We start from the raw sequence: 21,153 nt of genomic DNA on the forward strand, positions 1-21,153 counted from the left end.
ACCGCTCCCGCATGCCCTCCTTGACGACGTCCTTGAGGTGGATGACGCCCAGGACCCGCGCGCCGCGCTCACCCTCATCGACGTGCAGGGCACCCAGATCGGGCGCGGGGCCAGCGGCGAGGACGGGCGGTACGCGCTGAGCGTGCCGGGGGCCGGTTCGTACGTGATGATCGCCGCGGCGGGCGGGCACCAGCCGCAGGCCGTCACCGTCACCGTCGGGGAGCGCCCGATCGAGCTGGACGTGGTCCTCGGCGGCGCCGGCCGCCTCGCCGGAGCCGTACTGACCGCCGACGGCACACCCGTGCGCGACGCGGCCGTCACCCTCACCGACGTACGCGGGGACGTGGTCGCCTCCACCCGCAGCGGGCGTGAAGGCGGCTATGTGATCTCGGAGTTGGTGGCGGGGGAGTACACCCTCGCGGCCAGCGCGCCCGCGTTCCGGCCCGCCGCGCTCCTCGTCAGCGTCCAGGCCTCGCGCGAGACCCGGCAGGACATCGAACTGGCCGGCGGCGCGGTGCTGCGCGGCACCGTACGGGCCGGGGGCGGCCGTCCGGTCGAGGACGCGCGCGTCACCCTGCTCGACGCCGCCGGCAATGTCGTCGACACCCTCACCACGGGGGCGGACGGCACATTCCGCTTCGTCGACCTGTCGTCCGGCGAGTACACGGTCATCGCCGCGGGATATCCGCCCGTGGCCACCGTGCTGCGGATGGCGGGCGGCGGGCGGACCGAGAGAGACCTGCAGCTCGGCCACGCGGACTGACCGGATCGGCGAGTCGATCAAGAGGCGCGACACTGACTGAATTTCAGTCAACTTTCCGGCGTACGCGGGCGCACTATCTAATAGTTCATTGCCCGGCGCATTGCGTGTTCGGAGCCGTACCGTGGGTGCACAGCCGCAGATCCCGGCGGCGGGGAAGGAGCCTTCCACCCATGGACAGTGGCACTCCGCCGCTCCGGTCACGGCGCGGGCGCGCCGCGACCGGCCGGATTCCGCTTGCCGTGGTCGTCGTGGACGCCGACGGCCTCGTGTCGCACTGGTCGAGCGGCGCACGGCGACTTTTCGGCCATTCCAAGGAAGCCGCGGTCGGCCAGCCGGCCGGCGATCTGATGCCGGTCTCCGGGGCGCTCACCGAGGACCGGACGGGACGGGTCAACGGCCCCTACGACATGTACGGCGCCGACGACGAACTGGGCCCGGAACTGCACGGGCGCAGCTCGTACCCCACCGCCGGCCGGGCGAAGCTCTCCGACCCGGGACGCCCCCGCCTCGACGTGCTGTGGTGGGCCTACCCGCTGGCCGGCCCGGGAACCGGCCGCCATCTCGTACTCGCCGCGGACATCGACCAGTTCCGCGGCGACGTCGGGGACGCCGACACCGGCCGGATAGCGCCGAGCTTCTCGCTGCACACCGAGTTCGCCGACTCCCAGTCGCTTGCCGGCCAACTCCCGCACATCCTGCCGAACATGAGCGTCGCCGAGTCGGAGCGCATCGTCGCCCAGGTCCTCGAACTCGGCTATCCCGTATTGGAGTTCAGTCACCACGACCGGGTCCCCGTCACCCCCGACTGGGGTGTGCCGCGCCGGGTGGCCGGACGGCCGGCCCACGCGAACGGCACGGCGGAGACCGGCACGGCGGGCGCCGGTCGCGCGTACGGCCACCCCGCCGGAGACCCCGTGCCCGCGCCCGACCCCGAACTCGACCTGGAGTACGCGGCGGTACGCGAACGGCTGGAGTTCCTCAACGAGGTCAGCGGACTGATCGGCTCCTCCCTCGATCTCGCGCGCACCATCCGCGAGGTCACCAGCGCCGCCGTACCCCGCTTCACCGACTTCGCGGGCACTCATCTGCGCGCCGCCGTCCTGGCCGGAGAGGGCTTCCCCACGGGGCCGCCCGACGTCACCACCATCTGGCACCGGGTGTGGGTCGAGCACAACGACGAGCCGGGCCGCTGGGACGACACCGTGCCGGTCGGTGAGGCCATCGCGTTCCCCGAACACACCCCGTTCTTCCAGTGCATGGTCACCGGCGAACCGGTCCTCATCCCCCGGCTCAGCGAGGAGGACGGCGACCGGATCTCCGCGCAGTTCGAGAAGCGCGACCTGCGCCCGCTCATCAACAACCGCTCCATGCTGCTGGTACCGCTCAAGGCGCGTGACGTGGTGCTCGGCTTCATGGTGCTGATGCGGCGTCAGGGGCGCCAGCCCTTCGACGACATGGACCGCACCACCGGTGCCGAACTGGCGGCGAGGGCCGGTCTCGTCCTCGACAACGCCCGCATGTACACGTACCAGGAGAACGTCGCCGACACCCTCCAGGACAGCATGCTGCCGCAGATCGCGGCCCGCATGGCGGGCTGCGACATCGCCACCCGCTATCTGCCCGGCACCCGGCTCGGCCGGATCGGCGGGGACTGGTTCGACTCCGTCAAACTGCCCGGCTCACGCACCGCGCTCGTCGTGGGCGACGTCATGGGCCACGGCCTCAACTCAGCCGCGATGATGGGTCAGTTGCGCACGGCGGTGCAGACGATGGCGACGATGGAGCTGCCGCCCGCCCAACTGCTCCGCAATCTGGACGACTTGGCGCAGCGCCTGGGCGAGAACTATCTGGCGACCTGTCTGTACGCGGTGTACGACCCCATCCGCTCCGAGCTGCAGATCGCCAACGCCGGACACATCCCGCCCGTCCTGGTCCGCGCCGCGGACGGCCGCAGCGAACTGCTCGACCTGCCGACCGGCGCCCCCATCGGTGTCGGCGGCGTGCCCTTCGAGACCGTGACGGTACGCGTCGGTCCCGGCGACCGGCTGGTGCTGTGCACCGACGGCCTGGTCGAGGTGCGCGGCCAGGACATCGGCGCCGGTCTCGCGGCCCTGTGCGAGTCGGCCGCCCACCCGGCCGCCTCCATGGACCACGCCTGCGACACGATCATCCGCGCGCTCAACACCCACGGCGGACGCAAGGACGACGTGGCCCTGCTGATGGCCAGGCTGAACGGCATACCGGCCGGTGACGTCGCCGAGTGGCAGCTCGCGCTCGACCCGCGCGAGGTCGCGCGGGCCCGGCGCCTGGTGCGCGGCAAGCTCTACGACTGGGATCTGCCCGGGGCCGTGGAGAACGCGGAGCTGATGGTCGGCGAGTTGGTCACCAACGCCGTACGGCACGCGCGCATCCGCCATGTCGGACTGCGGCTGGTCCGTACGGACGCCCTGCTCTGCGAGGTCACCGACGACGAACCGGCCCCGGCGAGCCTGCTGGGCGCGACGGCCGACGACGAGTTCGGGCGGGGGCTGCGGATCGTGAGCCGGCTGGCCCGCGGCTGGGGGAGCAACAGTTCGGCGCAGGGCAAGACGGTGTGGTTCGAACAGGCACTGGCGGGAAAGGAGGCGTACGTGGTGCGGAAGTGACGCGCCGTCAATTCGCCCTTCACGGAACTGAATTCGGGAGGCACAGATGACCGTGTCGGAGCGCTACCGGGATTCGTGGGAAGGCTACTGGCGCGAGACCTCCGACGCGCCGGGCGAGGCCATCTGGGACTCCGACCCCTCCCTGACGGCCGAACCGCACTGCGACATCCTGCTGCCGCACGCCGACGCCTCGCTGCCCGTGGCCGACCTCGGCTGCGGCAACGGCACCCAGACCCGCTATCTCGCCACCCGTTTCGCCCGCGCCATCGGCGTCGACCTCTCGCACGCGGCGATAGAGCACGCCCGGCGCGCCGACACCGAGAAGGTCGCCGAGTTCGAGCAGCTCAGCCTCGTCGACCACGAAGCGGTCCGGGCGCTGTCGGCGCGGGTCGGCGACACCCATGTGTACATGCGCGCGGTCATCCACCAGAGCGAACCGCAGGACCGGCCCGCCGTCGCCGGGTCGGTCGCCGCGCTGCTCGGTGAGCGCGGCAGGGCGTTCGTCGTGGAGCTGACCTCCGGGGCCAGGACGCTGTTCCAGCGGGCCGCCGCGGATCCCGGCGGGCCGCCCGCGAAGCTGCGGCGGGTCTTCGACCACGGACTGAAACCGGCCGGGACTTCCGACGACGAGGTGCCCCGGCTGCTCGGCGAGGCGGGCCTGCGGATCATCGACAGCGGGGACACCACGCTGCCCCAGACGGAGTATCTGGCCGACGGCACCCGGATCGACCTGCCCGCCAGGTGGTTCGTCCTGAGCCCCGCCTGACGTCCCCCGTGGATCCGGCCCGCCGGGCCGGGCCACTCCCGCCGGACGCGCCGTGCCGCTCCCGGCGGCCGTGCACGACCGGTACGGCGGGGGTGGTCGACGCGTCCGGCGACGCGTACGGTTTCGCTGCATGAAGATCCTGATCAGCGCCGACATGGAAGGCGCCACCGGTGTGACCTGGCCGGGCGACGTCCTGCCGGGGACGCCGCAGTGGGAGCGCTGCCGCACCCTCTTCACCTCGGATGTGAACGCCGCCGTCCTCGGCTTCCTGGACGGCGGCGCCGACGACGTGTTGATCAACGAGGCGCACTGGTCCATGCGCAACCTGCTGATCGAACAGCTGGACGAGCGCGCCCAACTGCTCACCGGGCGGCACAAGACGCTGAGCATGGTGGAGGGCGTCCAGCACGGTGACGTCGACGGCATCGCCTTCGTCGGCTACCACACGGGCGCGGGCACCGAGGGCGTGCTCGCGCACACCTATCTCGCCAACTCCGTCACCGGCGTCTGGCTCAACGGCACGCGCGCGAGCGAGGGGCTGCTCAACGCCCATGTCGTCGCCGAGTACGGCGTCCCCGTGATCCTGTTCACCGGCGACGACCTGTCCTGCCTGGACGCAGACGGCTACGCGCCCGACGCCCACAAGGTCGCCGTGAAGGACTACGTGTCCCGGTACGCGGCGGTCTGCCGCACCCCCGCGCGTACCGCCGCCGACATCCGCGCGGCGGCGAGGAAGGCCACCGCCCTGGCCGTACGGCACGAGCCCGTCGACGGCGGTCCGTTCACCGTCGAGCTGGAGTTCGACGCCGAGCACCTCGCCGGGGCCGCCACGGTCGTTCCCGGAGTGGTCGGCAGCGGCGAACGGCGTGTCGCCTACACGAGCGAGACGATGTACGAGGGCATTCGCACCTTCAAGGCGGTCACCACGATCGTCTCGGCCGCGGTGGAGGAGCAGTATGGCTGACATGACGCCCGACAAGACGCCCCCCGTTTCACCCGGTACGACGCCCGCGGACACGAGCACCGGCCGGGCCGACGCCGTCGACACGGTCGCCCTGGACGAGGTGGTCACCTTCACCTCCGAACTCATCCGGATCGACACGACCAACCGCGGCGACGGCGACTGCTCCGAGCGCCCCGCCGCCGAGTACGTCGCCGAGCGGCTGGCCGCCGCCGGGCTGGAGCCCACGCTCCTCGAACGCACCCCCGGCCGCACCAATGTCGTCGCGCGCATCCCCGGCACCGACCCGGGCGCCGACGCGCTCCTGGTCCACGGCCATCTGGACGTGGTCCCCGCCGAGCCCGCCGACTGGTCCGTGCACCCGTTCTCCGGCGAGGTCATGGACGGCGTCGTCTGGGGCCGCGGGGCCGTCGACATGAAGAACATGGACGCGATGGTCCTCTCGGTCGTCCGCGCCTGGGCCCGCTCCGGGGTCAGGCCGCGCCGCGACATCGTGATCGCGTACACGGCCGACGAGGAGGCCAGCGCGATCGACGGCTCCGGCTTCCTCGCCGACGAGCACCCGGAGCTGTTCGAGGGCTGCACGGAGGGCATCAGCGAGTCCGGGGCCTTCACCTTCCACGCCGGCCCCGGAATGGCGCTCTACCCCGTCGGGGCGGGCGAGCGCGGCACCGGCTGGCTCAAGCTCACCGCGCACGGCAGGGCGGGCCACGGCTCCAAGGTCAACCGGGCCAACGCGGTCAGCAGGCTCGCCGCCGCCGTCGCCCGTATCGGCCAGCACGAATGGCCGCTGAGGCTCAGCCCGACCGTCCGCGCCGCGCTGAAGGAGATCGCCGCGCTGCACGGCATCGACGCCGACGTCCACGCCGAGCACTTCGACGCCGACGCGCTGCTCGCCAAGCTCGGCCCCGCCGCCGCCCTCGTCGAGGCGACCGTGCGCAACAGCTCCAACCCGACGGTCCTGGAGGCCGGTTACAAGGTCAATGTGATCCCCGGTCACGCCGTCGCCTATGTCGACGGCCGGATGCTGCCGGGCACCGAGGACGAATTCAGCACCACGCTCGACCAGTTGACCGGCCCCGACGTCGACTGGGAGTTCCACCACCGCGAAGTCGCCCTCCAGGCACCGGTCGACTCCCCGACGTACGCCAAACTCCGGGCGGCCGTCGAGCGGTTCGACCCCGCCGGGCACGTCGTGCCGTACTGCATGTCCGGCGGCACCGACGCCAAGCAGTTCTCCCGGCTCGGCATCACCGGCTACGGCTTCTCCCCGCTGAAGCTGCCCGTCGGCTTCGACTACCAGGCCCTCTTCCACGGCGTCGACGAACGGGTCCCGGTGGACGCCCTCCACTTCGGGGTACGCGTTCTCGACCACTATCTCCAGACCGCGTAGAGGGAGTTGGGCATGGAACAGCCGACGCCTTACGGCTCATGGCCGTCACCGATCGACGCCGCGCTCGCCGCCTCGCACGACGGGCGGCCCGAATTCGTCGGCACGGTGGGCGACGAGGTGTGGTGGACGGAGCCGCGGCCCGCCGAGGAGGGCCGCCGCACACTCGTGCGCGGCCGCCCCGACGGCCGTGAGGAATCGGTCCTGCCCGCCCCCTGGAACGTCCGCAGCAGGGTCATCGAGTACGGCGGCAAACCCTGGGACGGGGCGATACGGGCCGACGGCTCCGCCCTCGTCGTCTTCGCGCACTTCACCGACCAGCGGCTCTACGCCTGGGAACCGGACGGCGGCGCGCCCCCGCGCCCGCTCACCCCGGCCCCCGCGCCGGACGGCCGGATGACCGGCACCCTGCGCTGGGCCGACCCGCAGATCCGCCTCGACGCGGGCCAGGTCTGGTGCGTACTGGAGGAGTTCACCGGCGAGGCGCCCACCGACGTACGCCGCGTCGTCGCCGCCGTACCGCTGGACGGATCGGCCGCCGACGACCGCGGCGCCGTGACCGAACTCTCCGACGACCGACACCGGTTCGTCACCGGACCCCGCGTCTCACCGGACGGCCGGCACGCCGCGTGGATCGCCTGGGACCACCCCCGGATGCCCTGGGACGGCACCGAGTTGCTGCTCGCCGACGTGACGGGGAGCGGCGCCTTCGAGCACGTGCGCACCGTCGCGGGGGGCCCCGAGGAATCCGTCGCACAGACCGACTGGGCCGCCGACGGCTCCCTCCTCTACGTCTCCGACCCCGGCGACTGGTGGCAGCTGCACCGGCTGCGGCTCGACGCGTCGGCGCCCCTCGGCGTGAGCGCGCCGACCCGGCTGAGCCCCGCCGTCGAGGAGGAGTTCGGCGGGCCGCTGTGGAAGATCGGCCTCCAGTGGTTCCGGCCGATGGACGACGGCATGATCGCCGTCGTCCACGGCAAGGGCGCCACCACGCTCGGCATCCTCGACCCCGAGACCGGCCAGCTCGCCGACGCCGCGGGACCCTGGACCGAATGGGCCGCCACCCTCGCGGTCCGCGGCTCCCGCGTGATCGGGGTCGGCGCCAGCCCCCGCAGCGCGTACGAGATCGTCGAGCTGGACACCACGACCGGGCGGGCCCGGGTCATCGGCTCGGCGCACGACGACCCGGTCGACCCCGTGTACTACCCCGAGCCGCAGATCCGCACCTTCACCGGGCCGGACGACCGCGAGATCCACGCCCACATCTACCCCCCGCACAGCCCCGACCACAGCCCGCCCGGCGACGAACTGCCGCCGTACGTCGTGTGGGCGCACGGCGGGCCGACCAGCCACTCCCCGCTCGTACTCGACCTGGAGATCGCCTACTTCACCTCGCGCGGCTTCGGCGTCGCCGAGGTCAACTACGGCGGCTCCACCGGCTACGGACGCTCGTACCGCGAACGGCTGCGCGAGCAGTGGGGCGTCGTGGACGTCGAGGACTGCGCGGCCGTCGCCCGCGCGCTGGCCGACGAAGGCACCGCCGACCCGGCGCGGCTCGCCGTACGGGGCGGCAGCGCCGGCGGCTGGACCAGCGCCGTGTCCCTCACCGCCACCGACGTCTACGCCTGCGGCACCGTCATCTACCCGATCCTCGACCTGTCCGCCTGGGCCGAGGACGGGACCCACGACTTCGAGTCGCGGTATCTGGAATCGCTCGTCGGCCCCGTCGCCGAGGTCCCGGCCCGCTACCGCGACCGCTCGCCGATCAACCACGTCGACCGGATCACCGCCCCGTTCCTGCTGCTTCAGGGACTGGACGACGTGATCTGCCCGCCCGACCAGTGCGAACGCTTCCTCCGACGGCTCGCCGGGCGCGGCATCCCGCACGCCTACCTCACCTTCGAGGGCGAGGGCCACGGCTTCCGCAGGACGGACACCATGGTCCGCGCGCTGGAGGCCGAACTGTCCCTGTACGCCCAGACCTTCGGGATCGACCGCCCCGACGTCCCCGTGCTGGAGCTGAAGAAGTGACACCCGTGCCCGACCCGGCCGCCGCACCCCTGGCTCCCCTCGTACGCGCGCCCCGGCTCCGTCCCGGCGCGAAGGTCGCCGTCGTCGCGCCCAGCGGCCCGCTGCCCGCCGAACGCCTCGAAGCGGGCCTGGACATCCTGCGCGGCTGGGGTCTCGACCCCGTCGTGGCCCCCCATGTCCTGGACACCCACCGGGAGTTCGACTATCTCGCGGGGACGGACGAGGCACGCGCCCGCGACCTCCAGGACGCCTGGTGCGACCCGACGATCGAAGCCGTCCTGTGCGCACGGGGCGGCTACGGCGTCCAGCGCATGGTCGACCTGCTCGACTGGGACACCATCCGTGCCGCGGCCCCCAAGGCGTTCGTCGGCTACAGCGACATCACCGCGCTGCACGAGGCGTTCGCCGTACGGGCGGGCGTCTCCACCCTGCACGGCCCCATGGTCGCCGCGTTGACCTTCCTCAAGGACCCCGCCACCCAGGAGTCGCTGCGCGCCACACTCCTCGAACCCGGGACGGTCCAGGTCATCGGCTCCGGCACGGCACGCGCCCTCGTCCCCGGCCGGGCCCGCGGCATCACCCTCGGCGGCTGCGTCAGCCTCCTCGCCGCCGACCTCGGCACCCCGCACGCCCGCCGCTCGGCCACGGGCGGGCTGCTGCTGATCGAGGACATCGAGGAGGAGCCGTACCGGCTGGACCGGTTCCTCACCCAACTCCTGCGCTCCGGCTGGCTGGACGGGGTCGCCGGCGTCGCGCTCGGCTCCTGGGCGGGCTGCGGTCCGTACGACGCCGTACGGACCCTGATGCTCGACCGGCTCGGCGGACTCGGCGTCCCGGTGGTCGAGGAACTGGGCTTCGGCCACGGCCCGACGAACCTGACGGTGCCACTGGGCGTCCCCGCCGTCCTGGACGCGACGGCCGACCGGGGCGCCCTCACACTGGAGGCCCCGGCACTGACCTGACGCCGCCCCCCGCCCCACCCGGCACGCACCGGCCGGAGGCCGACGTCCGGCCACCGACACGGCGTCACCCCGCCGGAAGGGCCTCAGCGGCCCTTGCGGTTGATCTTCATCGTGTCCAGGTCCGTCACCGACGACCGCAGCTCCCCGAAGCCGGCACCCACACCGCCGCCGAGGGTCTTCAGCGCCGTCTGGGCCCGGTCCTCGGCGAGCGCCGCCGCCATCTCCTCGCCGTCGGCCGCGTCGGAGACGACGGTGAAGCGGAACGAGAAGTGCTTGAGCACCCGGTCGTAGGTGAGCGACCCCTCGGGCGTGAACCGCATCTGGCTCAGCCCGTGCTCCTCGACCTCCTCCAGCAACCGCGCCCGCGCCTCGTCCGTCAGGTCCTGGAAAGTCCCGCGCACGATCACCCGATACGTGTGCTGCGTGGTCATGGACGTGCCGCCTTCTCACCGAGTATCCAGATTGAAGAACGAGAGTACGACGCGGAGGATGATTCGCATGCGGAATATCGTGGTGATCGACGCCCCCTCCAACCTCGGCCTCCGGCCACCCGCCCCCGGCACCGTACCCGGCTGCTACAAGCTCGCCGGCGCCATGCGCGAGCAGCGGATCGTCCAGCGGCTCGGCGCCTTCGAGGGCGGGGTCGTCGTCCCGCCCCGCTACGACCGGGGCGACTGGAAGGAAGGCGACGGGGTCTTCAACGCCGCCGCCATCGCCGCGTACACACCGAAGCTCGCGGGCCGCATCGAGCACCACGTACGGGCCGGCGACTTCCCCCTCGTCCTCGGCGGCGACTGCTCCATCCAGCTCGGCGCCTCCCTCGCGCTGCGCCGGATCGGGCGGTACGGCATCGCGGCGATCGACGGCTCCGCCGACTTCCGGCACACCGGCAACTCCCCGTCAGTCGGCGCCGCGGGCGGCGAGGAGATGGCCATCGCCACCGGGCGCGGGCAGCGCGACCTCAGCGACATCGAAGGGCTGCGCCCCTACGTACGCGACGAGGACGTGCGTCTCTTCGGCATCCGCGACTACGACGAGGACCGCGAGGAACTGGCCCGGCTCAGGATCCCCACCGTCTCCGTCGGCGAGTTCCGCCGCTGGGGCACCGCCGAACTCACGGGCGCCGCACTCCAGACCCTGGAGCTCCCCGTCACCGACGGCTTCTGGGTCCATCTCGACGCGGACGTCCTCGACCCGGAGGTGATGCCGGCCGTCGACAGCCCCGACCCCGGCGGGCTGCTTCCTGACGAACTCCGCACCCTGCTGACGGCCCTGGTGCGCTCGGACCGCTGCGTCGGGCTCAACCTGACCATCTACGACCCCGACCTCGACCCCGACGGCACCGCCGGAGCGCTGCTCGCGGACATCGTTGTGGCGGCCCTCACCCAAGACTGATCTCCAGGTCCTCTGTTCGGCGCGCACTCGACCGTGTTCCATGGTCATCGGGTGCGCGCCGGCCAACCGAGCCCCGGCGGCCCCAGCGAGCGAAGCGAGGTTTGCCTGTGGCCACGAGTGTGCGACGTGCCGTACTGACCCTGCCTGCCGCCCCTTTGGGGCCGGAGAACCCTCTGCCCGCACTGCGGCCGCTCGACGAGACCCACTCCATCGACGAGCGCGCCAAGCGGGACCTGCCGCGCGACATGGCACGGCAGATCGGTTACGAACCGCTGCGCACACTGCTGCCGGTCCGCATCCTCGACGGCTACGGACGCGACCGCGAGCCCGCCGACTTCGACACGATCGTCATCGAGAACGACCGGCTGCGGGCCACCGTCCTGCCGGGCCTCGGCGGCCGGATCCACTCCCTGCACCACAAGCCCACCGGACGCGAACTGCTGTACCGCAACCCGGTGTTCCAGCCCGCCGACTTCGCGCTCAACGGCGCCTGGTTCTCCGGCGGCATCGAGTGGAACATCGGCGCCACCGGCCACACCACACTCTCCTGCGCGCCCGTGCACGCCGCGCTCGTCCCCGCGCCCGACGGCGGCGAGATGGTCCGGCTCTGGGAGTGGGAGCCCCTGCGCGGCCTGCCGTTCCAGGTCGATCTGTGGCTGCCCGACGACTCCGACTTCCTGCACGTCGGCGTCCGCATACGCAACCCGCACCAGGGCCCGGCGCCCGTCTACTGGTGGTCCAACATCGCCGTCCCCGAGGACGAGCACACCCGCGTCCTCGCACCCGCCGAGGAGGCCTGGCACTTCGGGTACGAACGGAGCCTGCGCCGGGTCCCGGTGCCCGAGTACGACGGCGCCGACCGCACGTACCCGCTGCGCGGCGAGTACCCCGCCGACTACTTCTACGAGGTCCCCCTCGACGCCCGGAAGTGGATCACCTCCCTCGACGCGGACGGTCACGGACTCGTCCAGACCTCCACGGACACCCTGCGCGGGCGCAAGCTCTTCCTCTGGGGCGCCGGGCGCGGTGGACGGCGCTGGCAGCGCTGGCTCACCGAACCGGGCACGCCCGGCTACGCCGAGATCCAGGCCGGGCTCGCCCGTACCCAGCTCGAACACGTCAAGCTCGAAGGCCACGACGACTTCAGCTGGCTGGAGTCGTACGGCCCGCTCGAAGCCGACCCCGCGGCGGTGCACGGCGCCGACTGGGACGCGGCCCGCGCCGAGGTCGCCGACCGCCTCGAACTCGCCCTGCCCCGCGCGGATGTCGACGCCGCGTACGAGGCGTGGCTGCCGTACGCGGACAACGAGCCCGGCGAACGGCTCGCCACCGGCTCGGGCTGGGGCGCGCTCGAAGTCCTGCGCGGCGAGATGCGCGGCGGCTACCAACTGCACGGCACACCGTTCGACGAGTCCATGCTCGGCGAGCAACAGGCGCCGTGGGTCGAGCTGTTCACCCAGGGCACGCTGCCGAAGCCCGGTGAGGTCGTGCCGCCCGGGCCGACCCTCGTCGCGCCGCACTGGCGCGACATGCTGGAGACGGCCCCCGCCGAGCCGCTGACGGAGTATCACCTCGGTGTCACCCAGTGGCACGCGGGAGATCTGGCCCAGGCGGTGCGGAGTTGGGAACGCGGCCTCAAACTCGCCTCGTCGCGCTGGCCGTTGCTCCGCTGCCTGGCCGTCGCCGACTGCGAGGGCGGCAACCCGGAACGGGCCGCCGACCAGTACACGGAAGCCTTCGACGACCTCTGCCGCGAGCGCGGGGACGACGAGTCCTGGACGGCCGCCACGGCGTCCCTGGCACGCGAGGCGATCGCCGCGCTGCTCACCGTCGACCGCCCGCAGGACGCGCGGCGCGTCTGGGACCGGCTCCCGGAGGAGACCCGGCAACGGGGCGCGTTCCGGCTGATCGAGGCTCAACTGCTCATGGCCGAGGGCGAGAAGGCGGCGGCCCGCGCGCTGTTCGACGCGGGCTTCGAGGTGGCGGACCTGCGGGAGGGCGCCGAGACGCTGAACGAGGTGTGGTCGTCCCTGACGGACGACCCGCTGCCGGAGGAGTACGACTACCGGATGCGGCCGGCGGCCGGCTGACGACCGGGTCCCGGACGGGCCGCCGCGCACGTGCGGCGCCCGTCCGGTCGCCCCGTCAGCCGTTCTGGACCGGGTTGCGGTCCACGTACTCGAAGATCGAACCGTCCGGGTGGACGGCGATCAGATTGCGGCCGGCCGGCGTGGGGACCGGACCCGCGACGACCTGGGCGCCGACGCCCGTGAGCGCGGCGTACGCCTCGTCGACGTCCTTGACGGCGATCGTGGCGGTGACCTTGCGCAGCACCTCGATCTCCTCGGCAGGACCGCTCATCAACAGGAAGCAACTGACGGCGGCGACGGAGACCCCGCCGCGCTCGAAACGGAGCGCGGGGCTACCGGTCAGTCGTTCGTAGAACGCGACCGAGGTCTCCAGGTCGTCGACGCAGATGCGCAGCGTGGTTCCCAGGATTTCCATAGGGATGAGCGTAGCGAAGCACCCTTGTCCGCGACCATGATCCCGGGCGACCCAACCCTCAGACCCGGCACAGGACTTCGCCGTGCGGAACCATGAACCACGCGTCGGGATCCGCGCCCCAGACGCGCCACGCCTCCGCGATCCCGGTGAGCCGCGCCTCGCTCGCGTGGCCGCCGCTCACCGCCAGTTCCGCGTAGACCGACGCGGTCGTCCGCTCCGCCCACAGGCCGCTCCACCACGCGCGCTCCTCCGGGGTGGCGAAGCACCACGCCGTCGCCGTGGACGTGATGTCCGTGAAGCCCGCCCGGCGCGCCCAGGACCGGAGCCGTCGCCCCGCGTCCGGTTCGCCGCCGTTCGCCCGGGCGACCCGGCGGTACAGCTCCCGCCAGCCCTCCAGCTCCGGCGACGACGGGAACCAGGTGAACGCCCCGTAGTCGCTGTCGCGCGCCGCGACGACGCCTCCCGGCCTGCACACACGGCGCATCTCGCGCAGGGCCCGCACGGGGTCGCCGACGTGCTGGAGCACCTGATGGGCGTGGACGACGTCGAAGGAGCCGTCCGGGAAGTCCAGCGCGTGGACGTCGGCGACCGCGAAGCGGACGTTGTCCGCCCCACGGGCCGCGACAGTCTCCGCGGCCCGCTCCAGCACATCGGCCGCCGCGTCCACCGCGGTCACCGTGCCGGGCGCCACCAGCTCCGCCAGGTCGGCGGTGATGGTGCCGGGCCCGCATCCCACGTCCAGCACGTAGAGGCCGGAACGGAGTTCGGGAAGCAGATACGCCGCCGAGTTCGCCGCGGTCCGCCACCGGTGCGAACGCAGGACCGACTCGTGGTGTCCATGGGTGTAGACGGCGGTCTCTCGCGCCATGACCGGGCTCCCTGTCGTCAAGTGATCCGGCCACGGTACGCCGCGATGCCGGAATATGAGACCCGCGTCTCGCGATGTGGTCACCCCGGTTGACTCCTCGTACGGTGGGATTCGGTGCCTCGCAGGGCGAGGGGGCACTGTCCGGGCGCCCGCCGCGCGCCCTCATTAGAGTCGCCCGCATGTCTGATCTCAGCTACCTCGCCGCCGTCCGGGAGTCGTACGACACGGTCGCCGCCGACTACGTCGAAAAGGTCAAGTCCCCGGCGGAGCTGGATCCGCTGTCACGAGGGATGCTGAACGTCTTCGCGGAGACCGTGCGTACGGCCGGCCTCGGGCCCGTCGCCGACCTGGGATGCGGCCCCGGCAGAATCACGGCCTATCTCGCCGAGCGACAGGTGCCCGCGTTCGGCGTGGACCTGTCGCCCGCGATGGTCGAACTGGCCCGTGGTGCCTACCCGGAGCTGCGTTTCGGCGTCGGCTCGATGACCTCGCTCCCGATCGAGGACGACAGCCTCGGCGGCATCCTCGCGTACTACTCCACCCACCACACACCACCGGCGTTGCTGCCGGTGGTGTTCGGCGAGTTCCTCCGCACCCTCGCGCCCGGCGGCTCTCTGATGCTGGCCGGACACGCGGGGTCCGACCTGCATCTGCGTCCCACCCAGGCGTACGGCGGGCACCCGGTGTCCTACGAGTCCTACCTGCTGCCGCCCGACCGGATCGCCGAGCTGCTGAAGCAGGCCGGGTTCGTCGTCACCGCGCGTCTGCTGGAGGAACCGGGCGAAGGGTCCGAGAGGTCTTTCGCCACCTTCCTCGCCCACAGGCCCGAACAGCCGTGAGGTTCGCATCCGTCCGGCGCGGCGCCCCGCCCGGACGAAATCCATTGGTACGCCCCGCCGCACGACGGGATCATGGGCTGCCGCCGTTCCGCGCCCCGGGACGGCGGCCCGGGGGCTCATGTGCCGGACGTACGTCGCCACTGCTCCCGCGTGAGCGTGTACTCCACGTCCCCCTGCTCCGAGCCCTCGATGGTCTCCGGCCAGTCCTCGAAGTACGTACGGAGATACACCAGCCCGGCCTTCTCCAGCACCCGGCGGGAGCCGGTGTTGACCGTCATCGTGTTCGCCGTGATCCGTTCCGTGCCCAGCTCGGTGAACGCCTTGTGGACGAGCGCGCGGGCACCCTCCGTCGCATACCCCCGGCCCCACACCGCGCGGTGCAGCCGATAGCCCAGTTCCACCGACTCCCAGCCGGCGTCGGTCAGCGGGCGCAGTTCGAACCAGCCCAGCCACTCGCCGGTGGTGCGCTCCTGCGCCGACCAGAAGCCGCGGCCGAGGAGCCGGGGCAGGGTCTCGGAGCGGAACGTCTCGGGCACGGCCGGTACGCCGCCGTCGATGAAGCGCTTCACGCCCGGGTCGTTGTCCAGCGCGAGGAGACGGTCGAGGTCGGCCTCGACGCAGTCGCGCAGCCGCAGCCGCGGGGTTTCGAGAAAGGGCGGGGTCCCGGAGTCCATGTCCGGGATCCTCGCCGCGAACCCCCGGGCCGCGCCACCGGTTTCGGTGCGGCCGGGGGTCACTGGAAGGCGCGCGGGCGGTAGACCGTCAGCCCCTCGTTCGCCTTGTCGATCGTCAACTCGGCCGGTGACTCGGCCACTTCGCCGTCGAAGGCCAGCGGCGTACCGGGCGCGATCCCCTTGATCCGCACCCGCCGCATCCGCTCCGCCGCGTGCACCGGCGACCGGCTCAGCGGACCGGCCGCCGCCGCGGCCAGCAGCCGCAGGCTCGGGAAGCTGCCGCCGTGCACGACCCGGACGTCCAGCAGACCGTCCGCCAGGTCGAGCCGGTGGCCGGGGGTGAAGCCGAAGCGCTGGTAGATGCCGTTCCCCGCGAACAGCATCCACAGCTGCCGCTGCCGGCCCTCGAACTCCGCCTCCAGCTGATGCTGGCCGCGCAGCACCTTCACCGCCGCCAGCACCCCGGCGGGCCAGCCGCCGATCCGCGGTCCCCAGTGCTCGCGAACACGCACCAGCTCCGGATAGACACCCAGGCTGAAGGTGTTGAGGAAGTGCCCGCTGACCCCGTCGGGACCGGTGAACCGCCCGAGGTCGACGCGGACCGCGTCACCCTCCGCCATCGCGCGGCACGTGTCGTGGAAGTCCTCGATCCCGAGGTCGTACGCGAAGTGGTTCAGCGTGCCGCCGGGGAACACCGCCAGGGGCAGCCCGTGCCGGGCGGCGACCACCGCGGCCCGGTTGACCGTGCCGTCACCGCCGACGATGCCCAGCGCCCGGCACCGCCCCGCCGCCTTCTCCAGCTCCGTGTTCACCTCCTCGGGATCGCACTCCACGAACTCCGCGAGCGGCAGCGCGTCGTGCAGCACGCCCGCCGCGTCCGCCGAGCCCGACGCGCGGTTGACGACGACCACCATGTCCTCGCCCGCCGGAAGGACGGGCGCCTGCGCGTGCGGCCGGCCCGGCGAGGGCAGCTGCGAGCGGGTCGGCACGATGCCCCGTACCGCGTACGCCGCCCCGACCCCCAGCGCGGCGCCCACCAGAACGTCGCTCGGGTAGTGCACACCGGTGTAGACGCGGGACGCGGCGACGGAGAACGCGATCGGCGCCACCACCGCGCCCCAGCCCTTCGACTCCAGGGCGACCCCCGTGGCGAAGGCGGCTGCCGACGCCGCGTGCCCGGACGGGAAGGAGGTGGTGATCGGCTGCCGCTTCAGCTGCCTGATCACCGGTACCGCGTCCAGGACGGGCCGCCGTCGCCGTACCGAGCGCTTGCCGACGGTGTTGATGGCCGCCGACGCGACGGCCAGCGACGCCACCCCGCGCAGGGCGGCGCGCCGGGAGCGCTGCCCGCGCCCGATGAGGGCGATTCCGGCGGCGGCGCCGAACCAGAGGAGACCGTGGTTGGCCGAGCGGCTGAGCCGGGGCAGCACGGGGCCGGCGCCCGGCCAGTGCCGGTCCGCCGCCGAGCTGAAGATCCGCTGGTCCCAGCCGGTGAGCAGGGCGGCGACCCGGTTCCGGGTGCCGGGCTCGGCCGGGGTGCGGCCCGCGTAGATGTCAGACATGGAACGCGGATACCCCGTACCGGGCGGCGCCACGCAGCGACGTGAACCGGGTCGCACGGGGCGGACCCGGGTTCGACCGGACTCGCGTTCGGCCGGGCGGACGGGGAGAGTGGATGACATGGACGATCCACTGCTGGACCGGCACGGCGAGGCGCTCGACCTCTTCACGGACCGGGTGCACGCCGTCGGCGCCGATCAGTGGAGGGCGGACACGCCCTGCGCCGAATGGTCCGTACGCGATCTGGTCAACCACCTGACGGCCGAGCAGCTCTGGGTGCCCCCGCTGGTCAGCGAGGGCCGGACGATGGCGGAGGTGGGCGACGCCTTCGACGGCGACGTGCTGGGCGACGATCCGGTCGCCACATGGGACCGCGCCGCGGCGGCGGCGCGCGCCGCGTTCGCCGAGCGGGGCGCGCTGGACCGCACCGTGCGGCTCTCGTACGGCGCGACCACGGTCGCCGCCTACTGCTCGCAGATGGTGCTCGACGCCGTGGTGCACACCTGGGACCTGTCGCGCGGGATCGGTGTGAACGAGCGGCTGCCGCGACCGCTGGTGGACTTCGCGCGCGAAGAGGTCGAGCCGTACGCGGACGGCCTCTCGGGCAGCGGTCTGTTCGACGCCCCGCTGACGCCACCGCCGGGCGCCGACGCGCAGGCCCGGCTGCTGGCGCTGCTGGGCCGTGAACCCGGCCCGCCGGCCGGCTGAGGGCAGCGGGCCGGACGGCTGGACCGAGGCCGGTGAGCGCGGGAGGTGGTGGCGGGCATGGGGACGACCGGGACGACCGGGGCGACCGGGGCGGTTCCTGAGGGGCGCGGTCCCGTACGGTACGGGCCGCTCGCCCCGGACGCGGGCCTGCCCGCCCTGCCCGAACTCGTCGCCGTACTCGCGGACGCGGCGGGGCGGCCGGAGCCCGAACCGCCCGGCGGCGGGCCCGTCCTGCGCGAAGCCGCCTGCGGCTACTGGTCCAGACGCGGTCTGCCGACGCATCCCCAGGAGGCCGCGCTGGCGGCCGGCCCGCAGCCGCTGCTCCTCGCGCTGCTCGCCGCGCACGGCGGCGACATCCTGATGCCCCGCCCGCACCCGGCTTCCTGGGCACCGCAGGCCAGACTCCTCGGCCGGCCCGTCTTCCAGGTACCGACGCCCGCGGAGTGCGGAGGCGTACCCGATCCGTACGCCCTCCTGGAGACGGTGCGCCGGGTGAGGGCCGAGGGCGGCACGCCACGGCTGCTGCTGCTCTCGATCGCCGACGACCCGACCGGCACCGTCGCCCCGCCCGAGCTTCTCAGGGAGGCGTGCGAGGCCGCCGTGGGCGAGGGCCTGCACATCGTCAGCGACGAGACATGGCGCGACACCCTGCACCGGCCGCACGAGACGGTGCCGCTCAGCCCGGCCGAGATGTGGCCCGAGGACGTCACGGTCTTCTTCGACCTGGCGGGCGCGTTCACCCCGGCGTCGTGGCCCGCCGCCGCCGCGCGCTTCCCCGCCACGTCCGGCGGCGCCGCGCGCCGGGCCAGGACGCTGGACCGTCTCACCGCGCTGGGCGCGCTCGTCGCGGGGCCGGTCGCCGCCGCTGCCGCGCACGCGCTGGACGAGCCGACCGGCGTGACCGAGCGGGCCGCCGCCGCGACGGCGCTGCACGCGCGCGTGGCGAGCGCCGTACACCACGCCGTGCTCGGCGCCGGGGCGCTGACCCGACCGCCGCAGGCGGGGCGCCATCTCTACGCGGACCTCGGGCCCGCGCGGCGGTCCCTCGCCGCACGCGGGGTCGGCGACTCCATGGAACTGGAGGACTTCCTGAGCGAACGGCTGGGCGTTCAGGTCCCCGGCGGGCACCGGTTCGGCGACGAACTGGGCGCGCTGCGGGTGCGGATCGCCACCGGGCCGCTGCTCGGGGCGACTCCGGAGCAGCGGATGGAGTCCCTCGACGCGGTGGACCCTCTGCGACTGCCGCATGTCGCCGCGGCGCTCGGCGTCCTGACGGCGGTTCTGGCCGAGGCACGCGCGCCGCGCTGAACCCGGCCGCGGGCCGGGAAGCGGCGCGTACCGTCGCGACCTACGCCTGCCGGCCCTCCGGCTCCGTCGGACCGTCGGCGACCGGGCGACCGCCCGCCGCAGCCGGGCCGCCCGCCGCCGCCGTGCCGCCCTTCCCGCCCTGCGTACCCTTCCCGTCCGAGCCCTTGCCGCGTCCCCGCAGCCTTCGCCACAGTGCGGGGCCGCCGCTGATCAGTACCGTCAGCGCCACCGCCGCGACCACGCCCTCCCACGGCTCCGCGAAGAGCGACCCGCCGAGGATGCCGATCAGCTGGTAAGTCGCCGCCCACGCCAGGCACGCGGGCAGCGCGCCCTTGATGAACCGCGTCGTCGGCCACCGGGTGAGCAGGCACGCGAGCATCACCGGGATCCGCCCCGCCGGCACCAGCCGTGACAGCACCAGCACCGTCACGCCGTGCTCCCGCAGCTTGCGCTGTGCCTCTTCGAGCGTGTCGTCGGCGACCCGCCGCTCCAGCGCCGCCAGCCAGCGCGAGCCGTTCTTCGAGTTGACCCCGCGCCGGCCCAGCCAGTACAGCGAGATGTCCCCGAGGAACGCCGCGAAGGAGGCGACGACGAATATGTAGAGCAGCGCGAGCGGCGCCGTCTGGTGGAAGGCGACCACGGCCGCCGAACTCACCACGGCACCCGTCGGTACCACCGGCACCAGGGCCCCCAGCGCCACCAGAAGGAACAGCGACGGATAGGTGACCGCCTGCTGCGCCGACTCCGACGGCAACTGGCTCATGAGCTGGTCGATCACAGCGCGGCCCCCGGGCGCACACTCTCGCCGTGCTGAAGCCGGTGCACGGCGACCGAGGGCGCGCGCCGGGCCGCGAGGCGGACGAACTCGTCGCCCGGCGAATGGAATTCGTGCGGTCTGACCCCGTCCAGGCCGATCGGCCAGAACGTGCCGTAGTGCACCGGCACCGCCGCGCCCGGGGCGAGGCGGGTCAGCGCCTCGGCCGCCCGGTCGGCGTTCAGATGGCCGTGGCCCAGATGCGGCCCCCAGCCGCCCACCGGCAGCAACGCCACGTCGACGTCGCCCACGACGTCCGCCATCTCGTCGAACAGCCCGGTGTCGCCCGCGAAGTACGTCCGGCGCTCACCGGTGATCACATAGCCGAGCGCGGGGGAGCGCTGCCGTCCGACCGGCAGCCGCCGCCCGTCGTGGTGCGCGGGCACCGCCCGCACCCACAGCGGCCCGATCTCCACCTCGTCGCCCGCCTCGACCTCGGTGATCCGCAGACCGCCATCGCGTCTGACGGCGTCGAGCCGCCGCAGTCCGGGAACCGCCCGCCGCGCGCCGTGCGGCACGATCAGCCGGGTGCCCGGCGCGAGCTTCGCCAGCGACGGCAGATGCAGATGGTCGGAGTGCAGGTGCGAGACCAGCACGGCGTCGGCCACCGCGGCCTCCGGCGGCGGCACCTCACCGCGCCGTCGGCGCAGATGCGCCAGCCTCCGTGCGAAGAGGGGGTCGGTCAGCACCCGGACGCCGGAGTCCTCGACGGTGCAGGTGGCATGACCCCACCAGGTGATGACATTTCCCAAAGCGGGACCTCAGCTCCGTCCGTATCCGGTCTTCAGCCTACGGCGGACGCACGGCGGACGGGCGTCGGACCGGGGTCGTACGGGCAGGAGACGGCTCGCGGCCCCCGGCCCCGCGCCCCTGACCTGCGCGCCTGACCCCGCGCGCCCGAGGGCGTGCGCCCACGGCACATCCGTGCGCCCACCCGTGCCCGGTACGCGCCTCCTTAAGAAGG

19 protein-coding genes are annotated in these 21,153 nt (G+C 73.2%); 12 read left to right on the forward strand and 7 right to left on the reverse strand.

The window, feature by feature from the left end; translation table 11 throughout:
- The 7 genes from GXP76_RS22380 to GXP76_RS22410 all read left to right on the forward strand — a co-directional run.
- On the forward strand, positions 1–763 hold a 763-nt coding region (locus tag GXP76_RS22380; RefSeq protein WP_242573363.1), incomplete at its 5' end, for a collagen binding domain-containing protein.
- 170 nt (positions 764–933) lie between these two features.
- Positions 934–3,408 carry a SpoIIE family protein phosphatase gene (locus tag GXP76_RS22385; protein WP_242573364.1) on the forward strand — a complete coding sequence of 825 codons (2,475 nt, stop codon included), beginning with the start codon at positions 934–936 and terminating at the stop codon, positions 3,406–3,408.
- A 46-nt stretch (positions 3,409–3,454) separates the two neighbouring features.
- Positions 3,455–4,174, forward strand: a complete 720-nt coding sequence (locus GXP76_RS22390) for a class I SAM-dependent methyltransferase (RefSeq protein ID WP_242573365.1) — start codon at positions 3,455–3,457, stop codon at positions 4,172–4,174.
- Positions 4,175–4,304: 130 nt separating this feature from the next.
- Positions 4,305–5,138: a M55 family metallopeptidase gene (locus GXP76_RS22395; protein ID WP_242573366.1), complete on the forward strand. Its 834-nt coding sequence runs from the start codon at positions 4,305–4,307 to the stop codon at positions 5,136–5,138.
- Positions 5,131–6,528 (forward strand): M20/M25/M40 family metallo-hydrolase, encoded by a 1,398-nt coding sequence (locus tag GXP76_RS22400; RefSeq protein ID WP_374362103.1) that lies wholly within the window; start codon positions 5,131–5,133, stop codon positions 6,526–6,528. Before GXP76_RS22395 ends, GXP76_RS22400 begins: the two co-directional genes overlap by 8 nt.
- Before the next feature lie 12 nt (positions 6,529–6,540).
- Entirely contained in the window at positions 6,541–8,556 is a 2,016-nt protein-coding gene (locus GXP76_RS22405) for a prolyl oligopeptidase family serine peptidase (protein ID WP_242573367.1), read from the forward strand.
- Positions 8,557–8,561: 5 nt separating this feature from the next.
- Complete coding sequence (locus GXP76_RS22410; RefSeq protein ID WP_242573368.1) at positions 8,562–9,518, forward strand: LD-carboxypeptidase; 957 nt, start codon at positions 8,562–8,564, stop codon at positions 9,516–9,518.
- An 83-nt stretch (positions 9,519–9,601) separates the two neighbouring features.
- Here the strand turns inward: GXP76_RS22410 and GXP76_RS22415 are convergent, their stop codons facing one another.
- Complete coding sequence (locus GXP76_RS22415; RefSeq protein WP_242573369.1) at positions 9,602–9,949, reverse strand: DUF6204 family protein; 348 nt, start codon at positions 9,947–9,949, stop codon at positions 9,602–9,604.
- 67 nt (positions 9,950–10,016) lie between these two features.
- Between GXP76_RS22415 and GXP76_RS22420 the strand changes: the two genes are divergently transcribed.
- Both GXP76_RS22420 and GXP76_RS22425 read left to right on the forward strand, forming a co-directional pair.
- Positions 10,017–10,913, forward strand: a complete 897-nt coding sequence (locus tag GXP76_RS22420) for an arginase family protein (RefSeq protein WP_242573370.1) — start codon at positions 10,017–10,019, stop codon at positions 10,911–10,913.
- A gap of 107 nt (positions 10,914–11,020) precedes the next feature.
- Positions 11,021–13,003: a DUF5107 domain-containing protein gene (locus GXP76_RS22425; RefSeq protein ID WP_242573371.1), complete on the forward strand. Its 1,983-nt coding sequence runs from the start codon at positions 11,021–11,023 to the stop codon at positions 13,001–13,003.
- Between the two features lie 55 nt (positions 13,004–13,058).
- On the opposite strand, the gene GXP76_RS22430 is transcribed toward GXP76_RS22425, so the two are convergent.
- Entirely contained in the window at positions 13,059–13,418 is a 360-nt protein-coding gene (locus tag GXP76_RS22430) for a VOC family protein (protein WP_242573372.1), read from the reverse strand.
- A gap of 58 nt (positions 13,419–13,476) precedes the next feature.
- A complete protein-coding gene (locus tag GXP76_RS22435; protein ID WP_242573373.1) occupies positions 13,477–14,286 on the reverse strand; it encodes a class I SAM-dependent methyltransferase in 810 nt (269 codons plus the stop codon).
- Positions 14,287–14,465: 179 nt separating this feature from the next.
- Here GXP76_RS22435 and GXP76_RS22440 point away from each other — a divergent pair, with 179 nt between their 5' ends.
- Complete coding sequence (locus tag GXP76_RS22440) at positions 14,466–15,125, forward strand: class I SAM-dependent methyltransferase (protein ID WP_242573374.1); 660 nt, start codon at positions 14,466–14,468, stop codon at positions 15,123–15,125.
- A 116-nt stretch (positions 15,126–15,241) separates the two neighbouring features.
- On the opposite strand, the gene GXP76_RS22445 is transcribed toward GXP76_RS22440, so the two are convergent.
- On the reverse strand, positions 15,242–15,799 hold the full coding sequence (locus tag GXP76_RS22445; protein ID WP_242573375.1) for a GNAT family N-acetyltransferase: 558 nt from the start codon (positions 15,797–15,799) through the stop codon (positions 15,242–15,244).
- A gap of 59 nt (positions 15,800–15,858) precedes the next feature.
- Positions 15,859–17,361: a bifunctional phosphatase PAP2/diacylglycerol kinase family protein gene (locus tag GXP76_RS22450; RefSeq protein WP_242573376.1), complete on the reverse strand. Its 1,503-nt coding sequence runs from the start codon at positions 17,359–17,361 to the stop codon at positions 15,859–15,861.
- A gap of 118 nt (positions 17,362–17,479) precedes the next feature.
- Here GXP76_RS22450 and GXP76_RS22455 point away from each other — a divergent pair, with 118 nt between their 5' ends.
- Positions 17,480–18,067 (forward strand): TIGR03086 family metal-binding protein, encoded by a 588-nt coding sequence (locus GXP76_RS22455; protein WP_242573377.1) that lies wholly within the window; start codon positions 17,480–17,482, stop codon positions 18,065–18,067.
- Between the two features lie 57 nt (positions 18,068–18,124).
- Complete coding sequence (locus GXP76_RS22460) at positions 18,125–19,375, forward strand: aminotransferase class I/II-fold pyridoxal phosphate-dependent enzyme (protein WP_242573378.1); 1,251 nt, start codon at positions 18,125–18,127, stop codon at positions 19,373–19,375.
- A gap of 40 nt (positions 19,376–19,415) precedes the next feature.
- Here the strand turns inward: GXP76_RS22460 and GXP76_RS22465 are convergent, their stop codons facing one another.
- Complete coding sequence (locus tag GXP76_RS22465) at positions 19,416–20,138, reverse strand: DedA family protein (protein WP_242573381.1); 723 nt, start codon at positions 20,136–20,138, stop codon at positions 19,416–19,418.
- A gap of 11 nt (positions 20,139–20,149) precedes the next feature.
- Positions 20,150–20,941 carry an MBL fold metallo-hydrolase gene (locus GXP76_RS22470; RefSeq protein WP_242573379.1) on the reverse strand — a complete coding sequence of 264 codons (792 nt, stop codon included), beginning with the start codon at positions 20,939–20,941 and terminating at the stop codon, positions 20,150–20,152.
- Positions 20,942–21,153 lie beyond the last annotated feature (212 nt).

This window comes from Streptomyces sp. NP-1717 (assembly GCF_022695985.1).
GTDB lineage: Bacteria > Actinomycetota > Actinomycetes > Streptomycetales > Streptomycetaceae > Streptomyces.